Origin of the sequence: Novosphingobium arvoryzae (assembly GCF_014652615.1) — a bacterium.
Taxonomy (GTDB): Bacteria; Pseudomonadota; Alphaproteobacteria; order Sphingomonadales; family Sphingomonadaceae; genus Novosphingobium; species Novosphingobium arvoryzae.
In genome coordinates, this window is sequence record NZ_BMZD01000009.1 from 11927 (window position 1) to 33612 (window position 21686).

At 66.8% G+C, this 21686-nt stretch carries 18 protein-coding genes; 11 read left to right on the top strand and 7 right to left on the bottom strand.

The window, feature by feature from the left end:
• Positions 1–9: 9 nt before the first annotated feature.
• The 6 genes from hisS (at position 10) to metK (ending at position 7114) form a co-directional block, all read left to right on the top strand.
• Positions 10–1311: a histidine--tRNA ligase gene (gene hisS, locus IE113_RS14275; RefSeq protein WP_189542662.1), complete on the top strand. Its 1302-nt coding sequence runs from the start codon at positions 10–12 to the stop codon at positions 1309–1311.
• Entirely contained in the window at positions 1308–2372 is a 1065-nt protein-coding gene (gene prfA, locus IE113_RS14280; protein ID WP_189542664.1) for a peptide chain release factor 1, read from the top strand. The genes hisS and prfA overlap by 4 nt, the downstream gene beginning before the upstream one ends.
• Positions 2369–3265 carry a peptide chain release factor N(5)-glutamine methyltransferase gene (gene prmC / locus IE113_RS14285; protein WP_189542666.1) on the top strand — a complete coding sequence of 299 codons (897 nt, stop codon included), beginning with the start codon at positions 2369–2371 and terminating at the stop codon, positions 3263–3265. Before prfA ends, prmC begins: the two co-directional genes overlap by 4 nt.
• Before the next feature lie 228 nt (positions 3266–3493).
• Positions 3494–4273, top strand: a complete 780-nt coding sequence (locus tag IE113_RS14290; protein WP_189542668.1) for a DUF4167 domain-containing protein — start codon at positions 3494–3496, stop codon at positions 4271–4273.
• An 8-nt stretch (positions 4274–4281) separates the two neighbouring features.
• Positions 4282–5853, top strand: coding sequence for an apolipoprotein N-acyltransferase (gene lnt / locus IE113_RS14295; protein WP_229822528.1), 1572 nt, complete (start codon positions 4282–4284; stop codon positions 5851–5853).
• Between the two features lie 37 nt (positions 5854–5890).
• Positions 5891–7114 (top strand): methionine adenosyltransferase, encoded by a 1224-nt coding sequence (metK, locus tag IE113_RS14300; RefSeq protein ID WP_189542672.1) that lies wholly within the window; start codon positions 5891–5893, stop codon positions 7112–7114.
• A gap of 61 nt (positions 7115–7175) precedes the next feature.
• Here metK and IE113_RS14305 read toward each other — a convergent pair whose 3' ends face one another.
• The 4 genes from IE113_RS14305 to IE113_RS14320 form a co-directional block, all read right to left on the bottom strand.
• A complete protein-coding gene (locus tag IE113_RS14305) occupies positions 7176–7856 on the bottom strand; it encodes a glutathione S-transferase family protein (RefSeq protein WP_189542674.1) in 681 nt (226 codons plus the stop codon).
• Positions 7856–8992, bottom strand: coding sequence for an NAD(P)H-dependent flavin oxidoreductase (locus IE113_RS14310; protein WP_189542676.1), 1137 nt, complete (start codon positions 8990–8992; stop codon positions 7856–7858). The genes IE113_RS14305 and IE113_RS14310 overlap by 1 nt, the downstream gene beginning before the upstream one ends.
• Positions 8993–9085: 93 nt before the next feature.
• Entirely contained in the window at positions 9086–9721 is a 636-nt protein-coding gene (locus IE113_RS14315) for a CoA transferase subunit B (RefSeq protein WP_189542678.1), read from the bottom strand.
• Complete coding sequence (locus IE113_RS14320; RefSeq protein WP_189542681.1) at positions 9721–10425, bottom strand: CoA transferase subunit A; 705 nt, start codon at positions 10423–10425, stop codon at positions 9721–9723. Before IE113_RS14320 ends, IE113_RS14315 begins: the two co-directional genes overlap by 1 nt.
• Before the next feature lie 90 nt (positions 10426–10515).
• Between IE113_RS14320 and IE113_RS14325 the strand changes: the two genes are divergently transcribed.
• Positions 10516–11385: a LysR family transcriptional regulator gene (locus IE113_RS14325; protein ID WP_189542683.1), complete on the top strand. Its 870-nt coding sequence runs from the start codon at positions 10516–10518 to the stop codon at positions 11383–11385.
• A 10-nt stretch (positions 11386–11395) separates the two neighbouring features.
• Here the strand turns inward: IE113_RS14325 and IE113_RS14330 are convergent, their stop codons facing one another.
• Positions 11396–12049 carry an HAD-IA family hydrolase gene (locus IE113_RS14330; RefSeq protein WP_189542685.1) on the bottom strand — a complete coding sequence of 218 codons (654 nt, stop codon included), beginning with the start codon at positions 12047–12049 and terminating at the stop codon, positions 11396–11398.
• A 130-nt stretch (positions 12050–12179) separates the two neighbouring features.
• Between IE113_RS14330 and IE113_RS14335 the strand changes: the two genes are divergently transcribed.
• Both IE113_RS14335 and IE113_RS14340 read left to right on the top strand, forming a co-directional pair.
• Positions 12180–12965 carry a universal stress protein gene (locus tag IE113_RS14335; protein WP_189542688.1) on the top strand — a complete coding sequence of 262 codons (786 nt, stop codon included), beginning with the start codon at positions 12180–12182 and terminating at the stop codon, positions 12963–12965.
• Between the two features lie 379 nt (positions 12966–13344).
• Positions 13345–15654: a CDC48 family AAA ATPase gene (locus tag IE113_RS14340; RefSeq protein WP_189542690.1), complete on the top strand. Its 2310-nt coding sequence runs from the start codon at positions 13345–13347 to the stop codon at positions 15652–15654.
• A 20-nt stretch (positions 15655–15674) separates the two neighbouring features.
• Here the strand turns inward: IE113_RS14340 and IE113_RS14345 are convergent, their stop codons facing one another.
• Positions 15675–16718 carry a mechanosensitive ion channel family protein gene (locus IE113_RS14345; protein WP_189542691.1) on the bottom strand — a complete coding sequence of 348 codons (1044 nt, stop codon included), beginning with the start codon at positions 16716–16718 and terminating at the stop codon, positions 15675–15677.
• Positions 16718–19552, bottom strand: a complete 2835-nt coding sequence (polA, locus tag IE113_RS14350) for a DNA polymerase I (RefSeq protein ID WP_189542693.1) — start codon at positions 19550–19552, stop codon at positions 16718–16720. The genes IE113_RS14345 and polA overlap by 1 nt, the downstream gene beginning before the upstream one ends.
• A 320-nt stretch (positions 19553–19872) precedes the next feature.
• On the opposite strand from polA, the gene IE113_RS14355 reads away from it, so the two are divergent.
• Both IE113_RS14355 and IE113_RS14360 read left to right on the top strand, forming a co-directional pair.
• Positions 19873–20142 (top strand): hypothetical protein, encoded by a 270-nt coding sequence (locus IE113_RS14355; RefSeq protein ID WP_189542695.1) that lies wholly within the window; start codon positions 19873–19875, stop codon positions 20140–20142.
• Between the two features lie 199 nt (positions 20143–20341).
• A complete protein-coding gene (locus tag IE113_RS14360) occupies positions 20342–21685 on the top strand; it encodes a phosphotransferase (protein WP_229822531.1) in 1344 nt (447 codons plus the stop codon).
• Position 21686: the final 1 nt, after the last annotated feature.

Below are 21686 nucleotides of genomic sequence, written 5' to 3' on the forward strand. Positions count from 1 at the left end.
GCGAGCGCCATGAGCAACACCCCACAGGCCATTCGCGGCACCCAGGACATTTTCGGCCCCGACGCCGAGGCTTTCGCCCACGTGGTCGAAACGTTCGAGCGCGTGCGCAAGCTCTACCGCTTTCGCCGCGCGGAAATGCCGGTCTTCGAAAAGACCGAAGTGTTCAGCCGCTCCATCGGCGAGACGACCGACGTCGTCTCGAAAGAGATGTACAGCTTCAGGGATCGCGGCGACGAATCGCTGACCCTGCGGCCCGAATTCACCGCCGGGATCGCCCGCGCCTACCTCACCAACGGCTGGCAGCAGTTCGCGCCGCTGAAGGTGGCCACCCACGGCCCGCTGTTCCGTTATGAGCGCCCGCAAAAGGGCCGCTATCGCCAGTTCCACCAGATCGACGCCGAAGTGATCGGCGCGGGCGAGCCGCAGGCCGATGTCGAGCTGCTGGTGATGGCCGATCAGCTGCTGCACGAGCTGGGCATTGCGGACGGGGTGACGCTGCAGCTCAACACGCTGGGCGACGGCGCCAGCCGCGAGGCATGGCGTGCCGCGCTGGTCGAATACTTCCGCGCGCACCGCGCCGACCTGTCGGAAGATTCGCAGGACCGGCTGGAGCGCAATCCCTTGCGCATCCTCGATTCCAAGGACCCGCGCGACAAGGTCTTCACCGCCGCCGCGCCCAGAATCGACGATTTCCTGAGCGCCGAGGCGCAGGACTTCTTCGGGCAGGTTACGGCCGGGCTGGACGCGGCAGGGGTTGAGTGGACCCGCGCCCCGGCGCTGGTGCGCGGGCTGGACTATTATCGCCACACCGCGTTCGAATTCGTCACCGACCGGCTGGGTGCGCAAGGCACCGTGCTGGGCGGCGGGCGCTATGACGGGCTGATAGAAAGCCTGGGCGGCGCGCCCACTCCGGCGGTCGGCTGGGCGGCGGGGATCGAGCGGCTGGCGATGCTGGTTAGTCAGGCGCCGAAATTGGACGCAGCTAAGGTTGCTGTTTTTACCACGGAGGAACCAGGCCAAGAGGACAATGTAATAGCGGCAACATATGCTGCCCGCAGAGGCGGAGTTGCTGCTGAAATGGTGATCACAGGCTCCCCGCGTAAGCGATTTGACAAAGCCAAAAAAGCGGCAACCGGCGGAGTAGTGCTGGTCTTGCCCGGTGATGATGACTCATCGTTCTCGCTTTCGTTTCGTACTTCGGGAGATGGCTCAGCAGAAGTTCCAGCGGCTCAAATGAAACGAGGGTTGGAAAGTGTGTTTGATGTCGATGCATCGCAGACGCGTTGGATCGTCCGTAAGCGCGACCGGTGAGTGTTTCCGACGCCCGTCTGGCCCAGCTGGCTGCGCGGTTTGCGCAGCTGGAGGCGCGGCTTGCTTCCGGGACGCTGGAGGGGGCGGAGTTCGTGGCCGCCAGCCGTGACTATGCCGAGCTGGAACCGGTCGCGCGGATTGCGGCCAGCGTCACGGCCATGCGCGGGGAGCTGGCCAGCCTGGCCGAGCTGGACGATCCCGAGATGCGCGAACTGGCCGAGGAGGAAATCGCCCGGCTGAAGGACGAACTGCCCGTCGCCGAGCACCAGCTGGCCATCGCCATGCTGCCGCGCGACAGCGCCGATGCGCGTTCCGCCATGCTGGAAATCCGCGCCGGGACCGGCGGCGATGAGGCCGCGTTGTTCGCGGGCGACCTCTACCGGATGTACGAACGCTACGCCGCCGAGCAGGGCTGGCGGATCGAGCCGGTCAGCATGAGCGCGTCCGAAGTCGGCGGGTTCAAGGAAGTGGTCGCGCAAGTGACCGGGAATGGCGTGTTCGCCAAGCTGAAGTTCGAAAGCGGTGTTCACCGGGTGCAGCGCGTGCCGGTGACAGAAAGCGGCGGGCGCATCCACACCAGCGCGGCGACTGTGGCGGTGCTGCCCCAGCCGGACGAGGTGGACGTGCAGATCGAGGACAAGGACCTCAAGATCGACGTCTATCGCGCATCCGGCGCGGGCGGGCAGCACGTCAACACCACGGATTCGGCGGTGCGCATCACCCACTTGCCGACCAATACCGTCGTCACCTGTCAGGACGCGCGCAGCCAGCACAAGAACAAGGAAAAGGCGATGCAGGTGCTGCGCGCCCGGATCTATGAGCAGATGCGCGAGGCCGCGCATGGTGCCGAGGCGGAGGCACGCAAGGCGATGGTCGGATCGGGTGACCGCTCCGAACGGATCCGAACCTACAACTTCCCGCAAGGCCGCGTCACCGATCACCGCATCAACCTGACCCTGCACCGCCTGCCGGAGATCCTGGAAGGGCCGGGGCTGCGCGAACTGGTCGACGCGCTGATTGCCGAGGATCAGGCCAAGCGACTGGCGGCGATGGGTGAGTGACGGTCGCTGACGCCATCCGCGATGCCGCCGCCGTGCTGGCGGCGACCAGCGATACCGCGCGGCTCGATGCCGAAGTCCTGATGGCGCACGCGCTGGGCGTCACCCGTTCGGAACTGCTGCTGCGGCATATGCGCAATCCCGCCCCGCCGGGCTTCGCCGCGCTGGTCGCCCGGCGACAGGTGCATGAACCGGTGGCCTATATCGTCGGCGAGCAGGAGTTCTTCGGCCTGCCTTTCCGCGTCTCGCCCGCCGTGCTGATCCCGCGCGGGGATAGCGAGGTGCTGGTCGAAGCGGCGCTGGCAGCCCATCCGGCGCCGGAGCCTGATGCGAAGCGCGTGCTCGATTGCGGCACGGGTTCGGGCGCGCTGCTGCTGGCGGTGCTGCACGGCTTGCCACAGGCCAGCGGCACGGGGATCGACCGCAGCGCCGATGCGCTGGCCGTGGCGCAGGACAATGCCGCGCGGCTGGGGCTGGCCGGGCGGGCAGCCTTTGCGCTGGCCGACTGGCACCAGCCTGGCTGGGCCGACAGCCTTGGCGGGCCGTTCGATCTGGTGCTGGCCAATCCGCCTTATGTCGAGGACGACGCGGACCTCGCTCCTTCGGTGCGCGTGCACGAACCGGCCGGTGCGCTGTTTGCCGGGGCGGAGGGACTGGACGATTACCGCGTGCTGGTGCCGCAACTGCCGGGGTTGCTGGCTCCCGGCGGCGTGGCGCTGGTGGAAATCGGCCATGCCCAGGCCGATGCGGTAACCGCGCTGGCCGCGCAGGCGGGCATGGAAGCCACGCTCCACCGCGATCTGGGCGGGCGGGCCAGAGTTCTGGAGTTGCGGGTGCCGGGAATGCAGGGGCTGGAACGCAAGATTCCGCTTGGCAAGGGCACGGCCACCGCGTAAGCGCTCGATCAGACCGGTGCAGGCTGGCCCGAACGGGGCGCGGCGCGGGTCTAATTCCAACATTTGCGAACCGCGTGGCCCATCCGCCCCGCAAGCGCGCAGATGGCGGGGCCGCGCTGGCACATTGGGTGTCCGTGGCGATGGGTCATGCAACCGTGCGTAGGCGAAACTTCCGGGACCACCGGATGGCAAGGCTACAGCCGGAGGCTCGATTAGGGACCGTTACCCTTGAACAACATTAGCCGTGGCAACAACAACAACAGCAACCGCCGGCGTGGCCGGAACAATCGCCAGGGCGGCGGTGGTGGCGGTGGCCAGCAGCAGAACCGGATCGACAGCCGCGCGCGGGGCAATGCTCCCCAGCTGCTCGAAAAGTATCGCAAGCTGGCGCAGGATGCCCATCTGAACGGCGACCGCGTGCAGGCGGAATACTACCTGCAGTTCGCGGACCATTATTTCCGCGTTATCGCCGATACCCGCCTGCGCCAGGAAGAACAGCGCAAGCCGCGTGAGGAACGCTGGCAGGACGGTGGCGAGGAAGGCGACGACAGCGGCGACTTCACCGTCGACAACGATTTTCCCGCGTTCGACCAGCCGACGTCCAACCGTCCCCGGCGCGAGGAGCGCGAAGAGCGCCCCCGCCGTGAGGAGCGCGACGAGCAGGCGGCCCGCGGCGAGGACGCTGGTGAAGCTCCCGCTGGCGAAGCGGCTGAGCCCAACCCGTACGAGCCGCCGGAAAACCCGTTCGTGCGCGCCGATCGCCCGTCGCGCGGGCTGCGCCCCCGGCGCGAGGATCGTCGCCCCCGGCGCGAGGAACGCCCCGCTGGCGAAGACGGCGAACCGGCCGGGCTGGACCCCGCCTCGCTGCCGCCCGCAATCAGTGCCCGGCGCGATGAACCGGCCGAGGACAGCGCCGCTGCCGAGGCGGAGGCCAAGCCCAAGCGCACCCGCGCCCGGCGCAAGCCCGCCGCGGACGATGCCGGTGAAGCGCTCGAATCCGTAGGTTGAGCCGCTCCTTGGGCCGCCTGGTAACTCTCGCGACCCGCTACCCGCGCCTTGGTGCCCTGGTGCTGGGCGCCGGTGCCGCTTGCGGCTTTCAACCGCTGGCGCTCTGGCCACTGACCCTGCTGGGCGTGGCCGGATTGATCGCGCTGGTCCGCGCCGCCGCCGGCTGGCGGCAGGCTGCCCTGCTGGGCTGGTCGTTTGGCGTTGGCCATTTCACTGTCGGCAATTTCTGGATCGCCACCGCCTTTACCTATCAGGCGGCGATGCCCGGGTGGCTGGGCGTCATCGCGGTTGTGCTGCTCTCGCTCTATCTGGCCGTCTATCCCGCGCTGGGCGCGCTGGGCGCATGGTGGATCGGGCGGCGGGGCACCGCGGCGTTCGCGCTGGCCTTTGCCGGCTGCTGGACGATCAGCGAATGGCTGAGAAGCTGGGTCTTCACCGGCTTTGCCTGGAACCCGCTGGGGGTGGCCGCGCTTGGTCCGTTCGAGCGGCCGGGGCTGGCCGGGATGGCCCCGTGGCTGGGCACCTATGCATTGTCGGCGCTGGTCGTGTTGCTGGCGGCGTGCTGGTGGATCGCGGCGGTGCGTCGGCGTGCCGACTGGCGGGGGCTTGGCCTGCTGCTGGCGCCGGTCGCGGCCATGCTGGCACCCATTGGTTCCGGTCAGGACGATGGGGGGCAGGGGGGCGCCTTCACGCTGGTGCAGCCCAACATTCCGCAGGAAGAACTCAACGACTACCGGATGTTCGAGGCGAACTACCAGCGCCTTGCCCAGCTCTCTCCGGTGCGTCCGGGGCAGGGGCGGCGCTTGCTGTTGTGGCCTGAATCCGGCGTTCCCGATTACCTGCGCGAAGGCTATCCGGACCGCTATTACCTCGACAATTACGGCGCCGATCCGGTGCTCGCCCGCCAAAGGCTGGGGCGTCTCGCCGGACCGGATACCATGTTGCTGAGCGGGACCACGGACCTTGAAGTCCGCAATGGCAAGGCGGTCGGCGCGCGCAATTCGGTCACGGCGCTGGACGGCCGCGGTACGATCCGCGCCAGCTATGCCAAGGCCCATCTGGTGCCCTACGGCGAATACCTGCCGATGCGCGAAATCCTGACTCCGCTGGGTCTGTCGCGGCTGGTGCCAGGGTCGCTGGACTTCTGGCCGGGACCGGGACCGCGCACGCTGGACCTGGGTGGCTGGGGCCGGGTGGGCGTGCAGATCTGTTACGAAATCATCTTTTCCGGGCAGGTCGTGGACCCGGCAAACCGCCCGCAGTTCCTGTTCAATCCGTCCAACGATGGCTGGTTCGGTGCGTGGGGGCCGCCCCAGCACCTCGCCCAGGCGCGGCTGCGCGCCATCGAGGAAGGGCTGCCGGTGCTGCGCGCGACGACCACCGGCATCAGCGCGGTGATCGCGGCCGACGGGACGATCCGCCAGCACGTCCCGCATCGGACTGCCGGGCGGATCGATGGCACCCTGCCTGCGGCCCGCGCCCCGACACCGTTTTCGCGCACGGGCAACGCATTGCCGCTTGGCTGGGCTGCAATTCTTCTTGTGCTTGCGCTGGTTGCCAGTCGCCGCCGCGCGGGCTAGGGTCCAGACATAAAGATAGCTTTATATCGAGAGAGCAATGCGCACCGACTACCTGTTCACTTCCGAAAGCGTTTCCGAAGGCCATCCCGACAAGGTCGCGGACCAGATTTCGGATTCGATCGTCGATCTGTTCCTGTCCAAGGACCCCGAGGCGCGCATTGCCTGCGAAACGCTGACGACCACGCAACTGGTCGTGCTGGCCGGTGAAATCCGCTGCAAGGGCGTGTTCGAGGATGACAAGTGGGTCCCCGGCGCCAAGGAAGAAATCGAAGCCACCGTTCGCCGCACGGTCCGGGATATCGGCTATGAGCAGGACGGCTTCCACTGGGAGAAGTTCGAGTTCATTAACCGCCTGCATGGCCAGTCGGCACACATCGCGCAGGGCGTCGATGCGGGTGACAACAAGGACGAAGGCGCGGGCGACCAGGGCATCATGTTCGGCTATGCCACCGATGAAACGCCCGATCTGATGCCGGCCACGCTCTATTACAGCCACAAGATCCTGGAACGGATGGCGGCAGACCGCCATTCCGGCGCGGCCCCGTTCCTGGAGCCCGACGCCAAGAGCCAGGTGACCCTGCGCTACGAAGGCAGCCTGCCGGTCGCGGCGACTGCCGTGGTCGTCAGCACCCAGCACAAACCTGGCTATTGCCTGACCGGCGAACACGCCGATCCCTCCAAGTATGCAGAGCTGGAAGCCTATGTGAAGCGGGTCGTCGCGGAGGTCATTCCCCCGGTCCTGCTGCGCGAGACGGAATATTTCATCAATCCCACCGGTGCTTTCGAGATCGGTGGCCCCGATGGTGACGCGGGCCTGACCGGGCGCAAGATCATCGTCGATACCTATGGCGGCGCGGCGCCGCACGGCGGCGGGGCGTTTTCGGGCAAGGACCCGACCAAGGTGGACCGCAGCGCGGCCTATATCTCGCGCTATCTGGCCAAGAACATCGTCGCCGCCGGCCTGGCCACGCGCTGCACGATCCAGCTGGCCTACGCGATCGGCGTATCGAAGCCGCTGTCGCTCTATGTCGACACCCACGAAACCGGCAAGGTGGGTGACGACAAGATCGAGGAAGCGATCAAGGGCATCGCCAAGCTCGGCGGCCTCACCCCGCGCAGCATTCGCACCCATCTGGGCCTGAACAAGCCGATCTATCGGCCGACGGCCGCCTATGGCCACTTTGGCCGCAAGGCCGATGGCGACCTGTTCCCGTGGGAGCGGCTGGACCTGGTCGATGACCTGAAGGCCGCGCTGGGCTGATTGCCGGCCCGGATCGAACCGGCGACGGGGCGGCCAGCGTGCCGCCCCGTTTCGGTTGCGGTTACCGGCGAAAATCCGCCGTGATCACCCCGGCGGCGGCAAGCTCCGCCTCGTGGCTTTCCTCACGCCAGGTTTCGGCCAGGGCCTGGGCTTCCCACTCCAGCATGTCCGGTTGGGCCAGCACGTGTTCGACCCACGCCTGCCCCTTGCCGACGTCAAGGCCATAAGTGCGTATGCGGAAAGCGACCGGGGCGTAGAACGCATCGACCGCGCTGAATTCAGCCCCCGCCAGCCACGGGCCGCCGAACCGTGCCAGTCCTTCCTCGAAGATCTCCCGCACGCGGTTGACGTTGCGATGCAGGCCTTCGCTCATCGGTTTGGGCGTGACCCGCACCCCGACGTTCATGGTGCAGTCGTTGCGCAGATGGCCAAAGCCGCCGTGCATTTCGCAGACCGCGCCCATCGCGAAGATCCGGGCTTCCGGATCGGCTGGCCAGATGCCGGCGTGGCGATCGGCCAGATAGAGCGTAATGCCCATTGAATCCGGGACCGCGCGTTCCCCGTCGATCAGCAGCGGAACCTGCCCGGTGGGAGAGAACTTGCGAAAGTCGGCGAAATTGTCGGGCTTGGTGAAGGGCTCGAACCGGTCGACGAAGGGAATGCCAAGCGCCTTCATCAGCAGCCAGGGGCGCAGCGACCAGCTGGAATAGTTCCGGTTGGCAGTGATGAGCGTGTAAGTCATCAATCCTCCAGCATGGCGTTCAGGCCCATCACCGCTTCGGCGAATTCCTCGCGGAAGTCCTGCACCACCTGGCGGCAGCTGCGCTCCGCTTCCACCAGCCCGACGCCCTGTCCGACGAAATAGGATACCAGATCGCGGGCCTGTTCGTTGCCGTTCACGACCGCCTTTTCGATGTGGGCAAAGCTGGGCTCGGAAACCATGCCCATCAGCGGCATCGGCAACGTGCCCGGCCCGGCGGGATCGTCCCAGGCTTCGTGCCAGGCGGTCTTGAGCTGGCGGGCGGGCTTGCCGGTGCGGGCCTTGGAGCGCACCGTGTCACGGCTGCGCGCATCGACCATCTTCTGGCGGAAGGCCGGGCTGGTTTCCGCTTCCGGCGTGCAAAGCCAGACCGATCCGCACCACGCCCCTTGCGCGCCAGCGGCCATCATCGCGGCCATCTGCCCGCCGGTCATGATCCCGCCAGCGGCCAGCACCGGGATGTCCTGCCCCGCGCCTTTCAGCGCGCGGACCACTTCGGGCACCAGCACCAGGGTTGATACCTCGCCGCAATGACCGCCGGCCTCGCCGCCTTGCGCAACGATGATGTCGACCCCTGCCGCCGCCTGGCGCAGGGCATGCTCCTTGGCCCCGACCAGCGCCGCCACGGGGATGCCGCGCTTCTTGCCTTCGGCGATCATTTCCGGCGGGGCGATGCCCAGCGCGTTGGCGATCATCCGGATCGGGTGGCGAAAGGCCACTTCCATCAGCTTCTGCCCGTTTTCCGGGGTGATCCCGGCCCCTTCGCGGATGCGGGTCTGCTGGTCTTCCGGGATATGCACCCCGTAGCGGCCCAGCAGATCGGCGGTGAAGGCCTTGTGCTCGGCGGAAATGGCGGCCGCGCGCTCGGCATTGCTGGTGAAGCTGGTCACGCGGGCATCGACGGTTTCCGGCACCAGCACGTCCACGCCATAGGGAGCGCCATCGATATGCGCGTCGATCCAGGCGAGTTCTTCCTCGAACTGTTCAGGAGTATAGGCGGCCGCGCCGAACACGCCAAAGCCGCCCGCCTTGCTCACCGCAACCACCACGTCGCGGCAGTGGCTGAAGGCGAACAGCGGAAAATCGCAGCCGTTCATCCGGCACAGGGCATTGTCCATTTGTCTCTCCCAATTCGGGAGCGATCATGGCGCGCCAGATAGGTTGCGGCAAGCCACCTTTCGGTGGCTGCCGCAATCCGGATGGGTTCGCTGTCAGGCGATGTAGTGCGCCGTGGTCTTGGCGGCGACTTCTTCGGCAGACACGCCCGGCGCCAGTTCAACCAGCTGGAACGGCGAGGCGTGATCCGCGCGCTTGAACACCGCCAGATCGGTGATCAGCATGTCGACCACGTTGCGGCCCGTCAGCGGCAAGGTGCAGGCCGGAATGAACTTGGGGCTGCCGTCCTTGGCGCAGTGTTCCATCACGACGATGATCTTCTTCACGCCAGCGACAAGGTCCATCGCACCGCCCATGCCCTTGATCATCTTGCCCGGAACCATCCAGTTGGCGATGTCGCCGCCTTCGGACACTTCCATGCCGCCCAACACGGTCAGGTCGATCTTGCCGCCGCGAATCATCGCAAAGCTGGCCGCGCTGTCGAAGTAGGCGGAGTGGGGCAACTCGCTGATCGTCTGCTTGCCGGCATTGATCAGGTCGGGGTCGACCGCGTCCTCGGTCGGGAAGGGGCCAATGCCCAGCATTCCGTTTTCCGATTGCAGCGTCACGGTCATCCCGGCGGGGACGTGGTTCGCGACCAGCGTCGGGATGCCGATCCCCAGGTTCACGTAATACCCGTCCTGCAGTTCCTGCGCGGCACGGGCGGCCATTTGATCACGGCTCCAGGGCATCAGGCGGCCTCCCTCACGGTGCGGAATTCGATTTTCTTGTCATAGGGCGCGCCGCAGACCAGGCGCTGCACGTAAACCCCCGGCAGGTGGATCGCATCGGGATCGAGCTGGCCCGGTTCGACGATTTCCTCCACCTCTACCACGCAGACCTTGCCGCACTGGGCGGCGGGGACGTTGAAGTTGCGGGCGGTCTTGCGGAACACGACATTGCCGGTGGTGTCGGCCTTCCACGCCTTGACCAGGCTGAGGTCAGCGAAAATGCCGCGCTCGAGGATGTATTCCTGACCGTCGAATTCCTTCACTTCCTTGCCCTCGGCCACCAGCGTGCCGACCCCGGTCTTGGTGTAGAAGCCCGGAATGCCCGCGCCGCCAGCACGCATGCGCTCGGCCAGGGTGCCTTGCGGGCAGAATTCCACTTCCAGTTCGCCCGACAGGTACTGCCGCTCGAACTCCTTGTTCTCGCCGACATAGGAAGAAATCATCTTCTTCACTTGTCGCGTGCGCAGCAGCTTGCCGATGCCTTCGTTGTCGATCCCGGCGTTGTTGCTGGCAAAGGTCAGGCCGGTCACGCCCGAATCGCGCACCGCATCCAGCAGGCGCTCGGGAATGCCGCACAGGCCAAAGCCGCCGCAGGCGATCAGCATGTCGTTGCGCAGCAGGCCGTCCAGCGCGGCTGCTGCGTCGGGATAGATTTTCCGGGCCATGTTTCCTCCCAAGGTTCCGGCAGACTGCCTAGCGCGGTTTATCAATCGGGACTAATGATTGTTTATTTGCAAAACCGATAAGGATTGCTGATGCGAAAGCTGGCCATCTATCACCTCGAAACGCTGGCCTGGATCGCCCGGCTGGGCACGTTTCGTGCGGCGGCAGAGCGGTTGAATACCACCCAGCCCGCGATTTCCGCCCGCGTCCGCGAGATCGAGAGCCAGCTGGGGATAGAGATCTTTCGCCGGGAAGGGCGCGGCGTGGTGCTGACCGCGCGGGGCCGGCAACTGGTGCAGGATTGCGAACCGCTGCTGGCCGGGTTCGAACGCGCGTTGATGGATGCGGGCGGCAGTGCCGGGGCGACCGGAGTGGTGCGGATCGGCGCGGGCGAGATTGCCGCGGCCAGTTGCCTGCCGGGCTTCGTGCACGAAGTGGAGCGCGGTCTGCCGGGAGTCACGCTGGAAATCGACCTCGACCTGACGGCCCGCATGCTCCAGCAGTTGCTGGGCGGCACGCGCGACATGGTGTTTCTGGCGGGGCCGGTGGCCAGCCCGGGGTTGCAGACGGTGCCGATCGGGGCCGTCCGGCTGGTCTGGCTGGCCAGTGCGGCAACAGTCGCGGTTGGCGGGTTCGCTCAGGCGCTGCCGGTCTGGTCGGTGGGCGAGCATTCGCCGATCCACCGTGTCATGCGGCAATCGCTGGCGGCGAGCGGGGTGCCCTGGCGCTCGATCAACACCTGCAACAACGTTCAGACCATGATCCGCATCATCGCGCAGGGAGAGGGGGCCGCAATCTTTCCGGAAACCATGGTGCGCCAGCAGATCGCGGCGGGCGAACTAGCCGAAGTCCTGCCCGCCCCGGATGCCCAGTTGCAGTTCGAGGCCGCAATCCGCGCCGGGGAGCGCGATCCGGTGATCCTGGAACTGTTCCGCCGCGCTGGCGGCTTGCGGATCGAATAGCGCCGTAAACTCAGGCCAGCGTCAGGCCGACGGCAGCGGACAGGTCGGCCAGGGCCTGCTCGCCGCTGGCCACCTTGATCGCGTGCATCCCCAGCCCGGCAGCGGGCTTGCAGTTGATCCCCAGGTCATCGAGGTAGACGCACGCGGATGGCGCCAATCCCAGCGTTTCGCACATCATCAGGTAGATGCGCGGGTCGGGCTTGCGCACCCCGGCCTTGCTGCTTTCGATCACGTGTTCGAACCGGGCGAAGACCTGTTCATAGGCATCCGCCTTGTCGCCGCTGCGGGCCATGCCCGCGCCGTGGCCGGCGGGGACGTTGTTGGTGATGCACCCCAGCCGATAGCCGGCGCCGGCCAGGATATCGAGCGCCCGGACCATGGCCGGCCGGATGCTGCCCGACAACACGGCCAGCACCGCGCTGCCTTCCAGGGCATGGCCCAGCGCGGCGGCTTCGGCCGCGAACATTGCGTCGAAGGTGGCGGCGTCGATCTCGGCCCGCTCGAACAACGCCCAGGCGTTGCTGTCGGGGTTGGTGGCGTTGACGCGCCGCACGAAATCCTGCGGCAGGCCGCGTTCAGCCTCAAGCCGGTTGAAGGCTTCGAAGGGAGAAGCGGTGATGACGCCGCCAAAGTCGAAAATAACGGCCTCGAAGCGGCGATCCATGCGTGAACATCCTCTGATTATGTGTCTTTGGCTGATCCACTGGCCGATAGAGATAATTGACGCAAGTCATGGCAGTGGATGGTATGGACTGCAAAGGTCGCACGGGTCCAAGGGAGATGGAGATACTGCCATGCGTTCCATTCTAGTCCAGGCTGGCCGCGATCCGGGCATGACCGCGCGGCTCGACACGGCGATGAACATCGCCCGCGCCCAGGAAGGCCATGTCACTTTGCTGCTCGATACGCCGATCGACCGCTATGTCACGGTCGATCCCTATGGCGGCACTTATGTCGCGCGCGAGGCGCTGGAAGCTGCCCTGAAAGAGGACGATGCCCTGGCCGAGGCGTTCGCCGGACGGCTGCAGGGCGATGACGTTCCGTTCGATATCGCGCAGTATGAACTTCCCCCGGTCGATGCGCTGGCCAGCGGGGCCCGGCTGGCGGATGTGACCATCGTATCGCGCAGCGGCGGACTGGCGGGCGATCTCGCCATGGTATCGCGCACCCCGGTCCTGGCCTTGCCGGATGCAAAGGCGCTGGCGGTGCCGCTGGGCGTGGTCTGCATCGCCTGGGACGGCGGGGACGAGGCCGCCAATGCCCTGCGCGCGGCGGTGCCGCTGTTGCAAGGCGGCGCGGCGGTTCACGTGCTCACGGTTCTGACCGAGAAGGCCGAAGGGTTCCCGCCGACTGACGCCATGCGCTATCTGGCGCGCCACGATATCAAGGCGGAACTGCATGAGTTGCCGCGCGGGGCCTCGATCGAGGAAACGCTGGCCACGGCGGCGGCCCAGTTGGGGGCGCAGCTGATGGTCATGGGCGCTTATGGCCACAGCCGGGTGCGCGAATTCCTGTTCGGCGGGGTGACTCGCTATTTCCTGGAAGAACCGACCGCACCGCCGCTGCTGCTGGCGCACTGAGGCGAATCCGAATCACGCGGTAAGTGTGGTGCGGTGCATCATTACTTGTTTGGTAGTGATTTATCGGGGTGAGAGAAGGGCGGGGAAACCCGCCCTTTATCGTTGAATTTCCGTCATTCTTGCGCGGAAGTGAATGGCAGTTGCAAAATCCGCAACATGGAATGATGTTTTCGCACTTGCACAAAATGGGGTCTGGAGGCACTTAGAACCTGCCTTTCAGGCATCCTCTCCCAAAACTTCCATGGCCCGGTCGGCAACGACCGGGTCTTTTTTTGTCCGCGATTCGGGTAGCCGTCTCGGCCGGGTATTTGCAAACCGGTCAGGCAGTTCCTAGCTTCGATCCAGACGGTCCATCACGGGCCGATGCAGGATGGATCACATGGCCGAAGCAGGCACGGCGGCAATTCCCGCCATCAAACTCCAGGTTGCTGCCGCGCGGCAGGAAGAAAGCGGCCAGGGCATTGCCCGGCTGCCCAAGTCGACCTTTGCCGCGCTGGGGATTACCGAAGGTGACGTGGTGGAGATCACGGGCAAGCGCAGCACGGCGGCGCGCGCGGTCCTGGCCTATGCCGAGGATGAAGGGCTGGACGTGATCCGGCTGGACGGCCTGCAACGCGCCAACGCGGAAGTCGGCTCTGGCGATCATGTCCAGGTCAGCAAGGGCGAATCGCGCGCAGCCCAGCGCGTGGTGTTTGCCCCGGCCCAGCGCGAAATGCGCCTGCAGGGGCCGGGCGAGGCGCTGAAGCGCAACTTCTTTGGCCGCCCGCTGCTGGCGGGGGATCTGGTCGCGACCACCGGTCAGACCCCGGTGCGCGACATGCCGCCCCAGGTGGCCCGGATGCTCAATGCCCCGGCCTTTGCGCTCACCCAGATCCGCCTGACGGTGGTGGCGACCGTGCCCAAGGGCGTGGTCCACATCGACGAGCAGACCGAAGTCGAACTGCGCGAGGAGTTCGAGGAAGCCCGCACCGGGCGCGGCGACGTGAACTATGACGACGTCGGCGGGATGGGCGACACGATCCGCCAGCTGCGTGAAATGGTCGAACTGCCGCTGCGCTATCCGGAACTGTTCACCCGGCTTGGCGTCGATCCGCCCAAGGGCGTGCTGCTGCATGGTCCGCCGGGCACCGGCAAGACCCGGTTGGCCAAGGCCGTGGCGAACGAAAGCGACGCCAGCTTCTTCACCATCAACGGCCCGGAAATCATGGGCTCGGCCTATGGCGAAAGCGAGCGGCGCCTGCGCGAGGTGTTCGAGGAGGCGGCGAAGGCCGCGCCGTCGATCATCTTCATGGACGAGATCGATTCGATCGCGCCCAAGCGTTCCGGCACGCCGGGCGAAGCGGAAAAGCGCCTGGTCGCGCAGTTGCTGACGCTGATGGACGGGCTGCACGCGCGCTCCAACATCGTCGTGATCGCCGCGACCAACCGCCCCGATGCGCTGGACGAGGCGCTGCGGCGGCCTGGCCGGTTCGACCGCGAAATCGTGATCGGCGTGCCCGATGAGGGCGGTCGGCGCGAAATCCTGGGCATCCACACGCGCGGCATGCCGCTGGCCGAGGGTGTCGATCTGGACGAACTGGCCCGCACCACGCACGGCTTCGTCGGGGCGGACCTGGGCGCGCTGACGCGGGAAGCTGCGATCGAGGCGGTGCGGCGGATCATGCCGCAGCTGGACCTCGAAGCGCAGACGATCCCGCCCGAAGTGCTGGAAAGCCTGAACGTCACCCGTGACGACTTTCTGGAGGCATTGAAGCGCGTCCAGCCGTCCGCCATGCGCGAGGTGATGGTGCAGGTGCCCAATGTCGGCTGGGCCGACATCGGCGGTGCGGACGAAGCGCAGGTCACCTTGCGCGAAGGGATCGAGTTGCCGCTCAAGAACCCGGACGCGTTCCGGCGACTGGGTATCCGTCCGGCCAAGGGCTTCCTGCTCTATGGCCCGCCGGGCACCGGCAAGACCCTGCTGGCCAAGGCCGTGGCCAAGGAGAGCGAGGCCAATTTCATCTCGATCAAGTCATCGGACCTGTTGTCGAAGTGGTATGGCGAAAGCGAGCAGCAGATCAGCCGGCTGTTTGCGCGCGCGCGACAAGTGGCGCCGTGCGTGATCTTCATCGACGAGATCGACAGCCTGGTGCCCGCGCGCGGGACCAGCGGGAACGAGCCGCAGGTCACGGCGCGGGTGGTGAACACCATTCTGGCCGAAATGGACGGGATGGAGGAACTGTCCAGCGTGGTGCTGGTCGGCGCGACCAACCGGCCAGGGCTGGTCGATCCGGCGCTGCTGCGGCCCGGTCGGCTGGACGAGCTGGTCTATGTCGGCACGCCCGATGCAAAGGGCCGCGAGCATATCCTGAAGATCCACACCGCGAAGATGCCGCTGGCCGCCGACGTCGACCTTGGCCGGATCGCGCATGAGGCCGAGCGCTTCACCGGTGCGGATCTGGAGGACGTGGTCCGCCGCGCGGGCCTGAACGCCATCCGCCGTGACGGGGCCGATGCCAGTGCGGTGACGGGTGCCGACTTTGTCGAGGCGCTGGCGGATTCGCGCGCGACCGTGAGCGCCGAGATGGAGGGAGAATACCTCAAGATGAAGGGCGAGCTGAAGAAGCGGGCGGCGCAAGTCACCGCGACGCAGATCGGCTTCGTCACGCCGGGAATGGTCAGCTCAACCCGCGAGAAGAAGCACGGATGAGCGATTGGCGGCTGCGCGGGTCAGGTGTCGGTGCAAAGCGCGTCCGGCATACGTTCGCGTAGCCATTCCAGCATCGCCTCGCGCATGGCGTGGCGCAGGCGGGCGAGTTCGGTCGGGCCATCGGCGCTCATCACCAGCTTGAGCTCGACCGAGCCGACCCGCGCTTCGGACACCTGCAGCGCGGCAGTGCGCTTGTCCCAATCGGGATGGGCGGCGAGGGCGGCTTCATAGGCCCGGCGGATCGGGGCTATTTCGCTGCCGGGGCGCACCGGCAGCACGACTGATCCGGTGATCCCAAGGCCGACGCGGGTCCAGTTCTGGAAGCTGGCGTCGAGGAACTTTGACGTGGGCACGATGATCCGCCGTTCGTCGGCGGTGCGGATCACCACATAGCTCAGGCGGATATCCTCCACCCGCCCGCTTTCGCCATCGATCACCACGAAATCGCCGATGCGGATCGGCTCGGTCAGCGCGATCTGGATGCCCGCAATCAGCGATTTCAGCGCGGGCTGGGCGGCCATGCCAAAGGCCAGCGTGGCAAAGCCGGCGGAGGCCATCAGCGTAACGCCGACATTGCGGACGCTGGGGATCGCGAACAGCATCAGCGCGACGGTAACGAACACCACCAGGAACCCGGCCGAGCGCGAGAAGATCGCGATGCGGGTGCGGCGGCTGCGCGCGGTGATTGCGTCTTCCCCGGCGGCGGCATGGGTCTCCAGTACGCCAGCGAAGGCCTTGACAAGCGCAAAGGCGGTCCACCCCAGCAGCGCCGGAACGATGAACCGTCCCGCCATGTCCCACACCCGCGCGATCAGCGCATCGTTTTCTGCCGCGATGGAAATGGCCACTGCCACCATCGCCCAGCGCAAGGGATGCCGCAGGCGGCCGAACACCAGTTCATCGGCGGTCGAGACCGACATCCGCGCCGCCCGGTCGAGCAGGAAGAACAGTGCCAGGTGTAGCGCCAGGGCCGCGCCGATCGCAATGCCCAGATGGACGCCGGACAGCGTCAGGACTTCGGACCAGCCCAGCACCTGGTCGCCGGAAGGCAGCTTGGCCTGCATCAGTGCGCCGCCCCCCAGCTTGGTCCGGTGCCGATTTCCACGCCCAGCGGGATGGACAGCGTCACCGCCGGCTGCGCCGCCCCGGCCATGACGTTGCGGATCACATCGGAGGCAGCGGCGACATCACCTTCGGGCAGTTCGAACACCAGTTCGTCGTGGACCTGCAGCAGCATCCGCACGTGTCCGAGTCCGGCGGCTTCCAGCGCGGGCATCATTCGCACCATCGCGCGCTTGATGATATCGGCGCTGGTGCCCTGGATCGGGGCGTTGATCGCCGCGCGCTCGCTGCCCATGCGCTCGTTCGGGTTGCTGGAGCCGATACGCGGGAACCAGCATTTGCGGCCGAACAGCGTTTCCGAATAGCCATTGGTCCGCACGCTCTCCAGCGTGCTGTGGATGTAGGCGCGGATGCCGGGGAAGCGTTCGAAATAGCGGTCGATCATCGCCTGCGCCTCGTCCGAGGAAACCCCCAGCCGCCCGGCCAGACCCCAGCGGCTGATGCCATAGAGGATCGCGAAGTTGATCGTCTTGGCCCGCCCGCGCGTGTCGCGGTTGACCTCGCCGAACATTTCCAGCGCGGTGCGGGCGTGAATGTCCTGCCCTTCGGCAAAGGCTTCCTTCAGGGCCGGCACGTCAGCCATGTGCGCGGCGAGGCGCAGTTCGATCTGGCTGTAGTCCGCCGCAAGGATCACGTTGCCCGGCTCCGCGACAAACGCATCGCGGATCTGGCGGCCCAGTTCGGTGCGGATCGGGATGTTCTGGAGGTTCGGCTCGGTCGAGGACAGGCGCCCGGTCTGCGCGCCGACCAGGCTGTAGCTGGTGTGGACTCGGCCCGTATCGGGGTTGATCGCGGCTTGCAGCGCTTCGGTATAAGTGCTGCGCAGCTTGGAAAGCTGCCGCCATTCCAGCACTTTGGTGGCCATTTCCGCGCCTTCGCCGGCCAGCCGTTCCAGCACGCTCTGGTCGGTGGAATATTGCCCGGTCTTGCCCTTCTTGCCGCCCTTGTAGCCCAGCTTGTCGAACAGGATTTCGCCCAGCTGCTTGGGGCTGCCGATGGTGAATTCCTGGCCCGCAAGGGTGTGAATCTCGCCCTCCAGCTTGGCGATTTCGGCGGCGAAGGTGGCGGACAGGCTGGCCAGCCGTTCGCGGTCCACCTTGATCCCGTGACGCTCCATCTGCGCGACGACCGGCACCAGCGGGCGGTCAACCCGCTCATAGACGCGCGTGGCGCCTTCCGAGGAAAGCCGGGGACGCAGCAAGGCGTGCAGACGCCAGGTGACGTCGGCGTCCTCGCCCGCATATTCGGTCGCGCGGTCCAGCGGGACTTCGCCGAAGGGGATCGCTTTCTTGCCGGTCCCGCACACGTCCTTGAACGCCAGCGTGGTGTGGCCAAGATGGCGGGCGGCGAGTTCGTCCATCCCGTGGCCGCCGCCGATCCCGTCCTCGCCGCGCCCGGCGTCGAGGTCGAAGCTCATCACCATCGTGTCGTCGAGCGGGGCGACCGCGATGCCATATCGCGCCATGACGTTGAGGTCGTATTTCGCGTTCTGGCCGATCTTCAGCACCGCATCGCTTTCGAGCAGCGGCTTGAGCCGGGCGAGGGCGGCCGCGCGGTCGATCTGCTGCGGTTTTTCCGCGAACATGTCGGTCCCGCCGTGGGCCAGCGGGATATAACAGGCCTGGTTGGGGCCGGTTGCCAGACTGATCCCGACAAGCTCCGCGCGCATCGCGTCGAGCGCGCTGGTCTCGGTGTCGAAGGCCACCACCCGCGCGGCAAAGGCGCGGGCAATCCACTGGTCGAGGTCGTCCAGCGTCTGCACGCAGGCATAGGCGCTGCGGTCCACCGCGGACATGTCGGGCAGGGGCTGGCGGGCGCCGTCTGCGGCCTGCGCGGCACCGGCGGTGACGGGCTTGGCCGGGTTGAGCTGGGTCTTGCGCTCCGGGCTGCCGCGCCCGCCGTCGAGGCGCTTCAGCAGGCTGGTGAAGCCGTGTTCCTCAAGGAAGGCGGTCAGCGGCGCGGGCGGAATCTCGCCCAGCTTGAAATCATCAAGCGGCACCGGCAGGGCGCAATCTTCCTTGAGCGCGACCAGCACGCGGCTGAGGCGGGCCATCTCGGCATGTTCGATCAGGTTGTCGCGCAGCTTCGAAGGCTTCATCCCCGGTGCGGCGGCGAGGGCGGCTTCCAGGCTGCCGTGCTCCTGGATCAGTTTGGTCGCGGTCTTGGGGCCGATCCCGCGAATGCCGGGGACGTTGTCCACCGCATCGCCCATCAGCGCCAGCACATCGCCGACCAGCGTGGGCGGAACGCCGAACTTTTCTTCGACCTCCGGTTCCTCGATCCGCTGGTTCTTCATCGTGTCCAGCATCTCGATCCGGCCGCCCGCGTGGGGGCCGACCAGTTGCATCAGGTCCTTGTCGGACGACACGATGGTCACGTCCCAGCCGCGTTCGCAGGCGGCGCGGGCATAGCTGGCGATCAGGTCGTCCGCTTCTAGCCCCGGCTCCTCGATGCAGGGCAGGCTGAACGCGCGGGTGGCATCGCGGATCAGCGGGAACTGCGGCTTCAGGTCTTCCGGCGGCGGGGGGCGGTTGGCCTTGTATTCGGGATAGATCTCGTTGCGGAACGACTTGCCCGAGGCATCGAGGATCACGGCAAGGTGAGTCGGCCCCTCGGCCTTGTTGAGATCGTCAGCCAGCCGCCACAGCATCGTGGTGTAGCCATAGACCGCGCCGACCGGCACCCCCAGCGGATTGGTGAGCGGCGGCAGGCGGTGATAGGCGCGGAAGATATAGGCCGAACCGTCAACGAGATAGAGGTGCTGCTTGGATTCCATGCCCTCAGCCTAGCAGCGTGCGCGCTGCAGCGGTAGCGAGTGCTGCGCGGTATCAACCGGCGCGTTGCACTGGCGGGAAAGCGCCGAATCTGGCGATTGGTCACGCCTTCGCCACATTCTGCCGCCAGGGTGTTGCATAACGGTTCACCGCAAGAAACAGGATGCAGCGCTACAAGTGCTTGCATCGCCCAAGGAACGCGACTATTTGGCGCGTGAAGTCTACTGATATGGTAGGCTTTCCGGTCGGTCCAATGCCATTGCCTTTCAACAGGTTGGCAGCAAGCCGGGCGGGGTCCACTCGCTGTTCAAGGAATACATTCATGCGCAAGATCGTTCTCGCTGCTGCCGCTGCCGGCGCCGCTCTCGCTCTCTCGGCCTGCGGTGAAAAGGCTGAAGACGCCGCTGCTGTCGCCACCGACGCCGCCACCGACGCCGCTGCTGACGCTTCGGCTGCTGCCACCGACGCCGCTGCTGCCGCGACCGACGCTGCCGCCGCTGCTGGCGCTGCTGCCGCTGAAGGCGCTGCTGCTGTTGAAGGCGCTGCCGACGCTGCTGCCGACGCTGCTGCGGACGCTGCCAAGAAGATGTAATCTTCGCCGCACGGCACAAGAATTCGGGCGCGGAGGGGCAACCTTCCGCGCCCTTTTCTTTGTCGGCGGAGCGCACCGCCGCCGCCGCCGGACCGCTTTTGCACAAAATGTTTAGCGCCCTAAGCAATGCTGCGCTTGATCTTTTTAATCGCACGATTAAACCTTTCGGCAAAGCACAGGCCGAAGGAGAGCGGCGGACTTGACCGGAGCATCAGATCATCCCCTGCACGCGGGATTGACCCGCGCGCTGGCCCGCGCCGGACTGCCCGCGCCATCGGCACTGGAGCGGCTGTCGGGCGGGGCCAACATGGAAAGCTGGCGCTTCACTGCCGGCGCTGAAACCTGCATCCTGCGCCGGGCGCCATCGCTGGAAATGATGGCGGGGCGGCCGATGGACCATGCTGGCGAAGCCGCGCTGATCCGCGCCGCGCGCGCCGCCGGGGTGCTGGCTCCCGAAATCCTGGTCGAACTGGAAGCGGGGGACGGGATCGGCTCCGGCTTCGTCATGCGCGCCATTCCGGGCACCCCCGATCCGAACGCGATCCTGGCCGTGGCCGATCCGCAAGTGCTGATCCGCGACATTGCCCGCGAACTGGCCGCCACGCACCGCACCGATCCGGCTGGCATTCCGGTGCCGGTGATGGACACCGCCGAGGCGCTGGCGGAACTGAAGGCCCGCTTCATCAGCTATGGCGCGGATCGTCCGATCCTGGCGCTGGCGGTGCGCTGGCTGGAGCAGAACCTGCCCGCCCCGGTGCCGCCCCGGCTGGTCCACGGCGATTTCCGGCTGGGCAACCTGCTGGTGGAGGATGGGCGGCTGTCGGGCGTGCTCGACTGGGAACTGGCCCATCTGGGCGACCCGCACGAGGATATCGCGTTTGGCTGCATGACCGTGTGGCGCTTTTCGCGGCCCGACCGACCGGGCTATGGCCTCACGTCCATTGCGGAACTGGTGCAGGCCTATGAGGAGGCGGGCGGCCAGCCGTTCGATTACGACCGGTTCCGGTTCTGGACGGTCTATCGCACGTTCTGGTGGGCGCTGGGCTGTTTGCAGATGGGCGGCTACTGGCGCGGCGGGCATGACCGCTCGATCGAGCGGGTGGTCGTGGCGCGGCGCACGTCGGAGCAGGAACTCGACCTGCTGCTGCTGCTGGAGGATCTGGCGCCCGAGGCGGAGCGGCAGCGTCCGCTGCCCCCGGCGCAGGCGCCGCTGCAACCCGGAACGGGCGAGCCAAGCGGTGCGGAAATCCTCACCGCCATATCCGAATGGCTGGCGCAGGATATCAAGCCGCTGGTCAGCGGGCGCGGGCGGTTCGATCTGGCCGTGGCGCGCAATGCGCTGGGCATCGTCGCGCGCGAGCTGGACCAGCGCCCGGTTGCCACTGATGCCGCGCTGGCGGCCGACCTGATGGCGGGCAAAGCCGATCTGGCGACGCCCGGCGTGCTGGCGCGGCTGCGCCGGATGGCGCTGGATAAACTGACTGCCGATGTGCCGAAATACCCCGCGCTGGCCAATGCGCGGGCCCGCTGGGAAGGGAACTGAC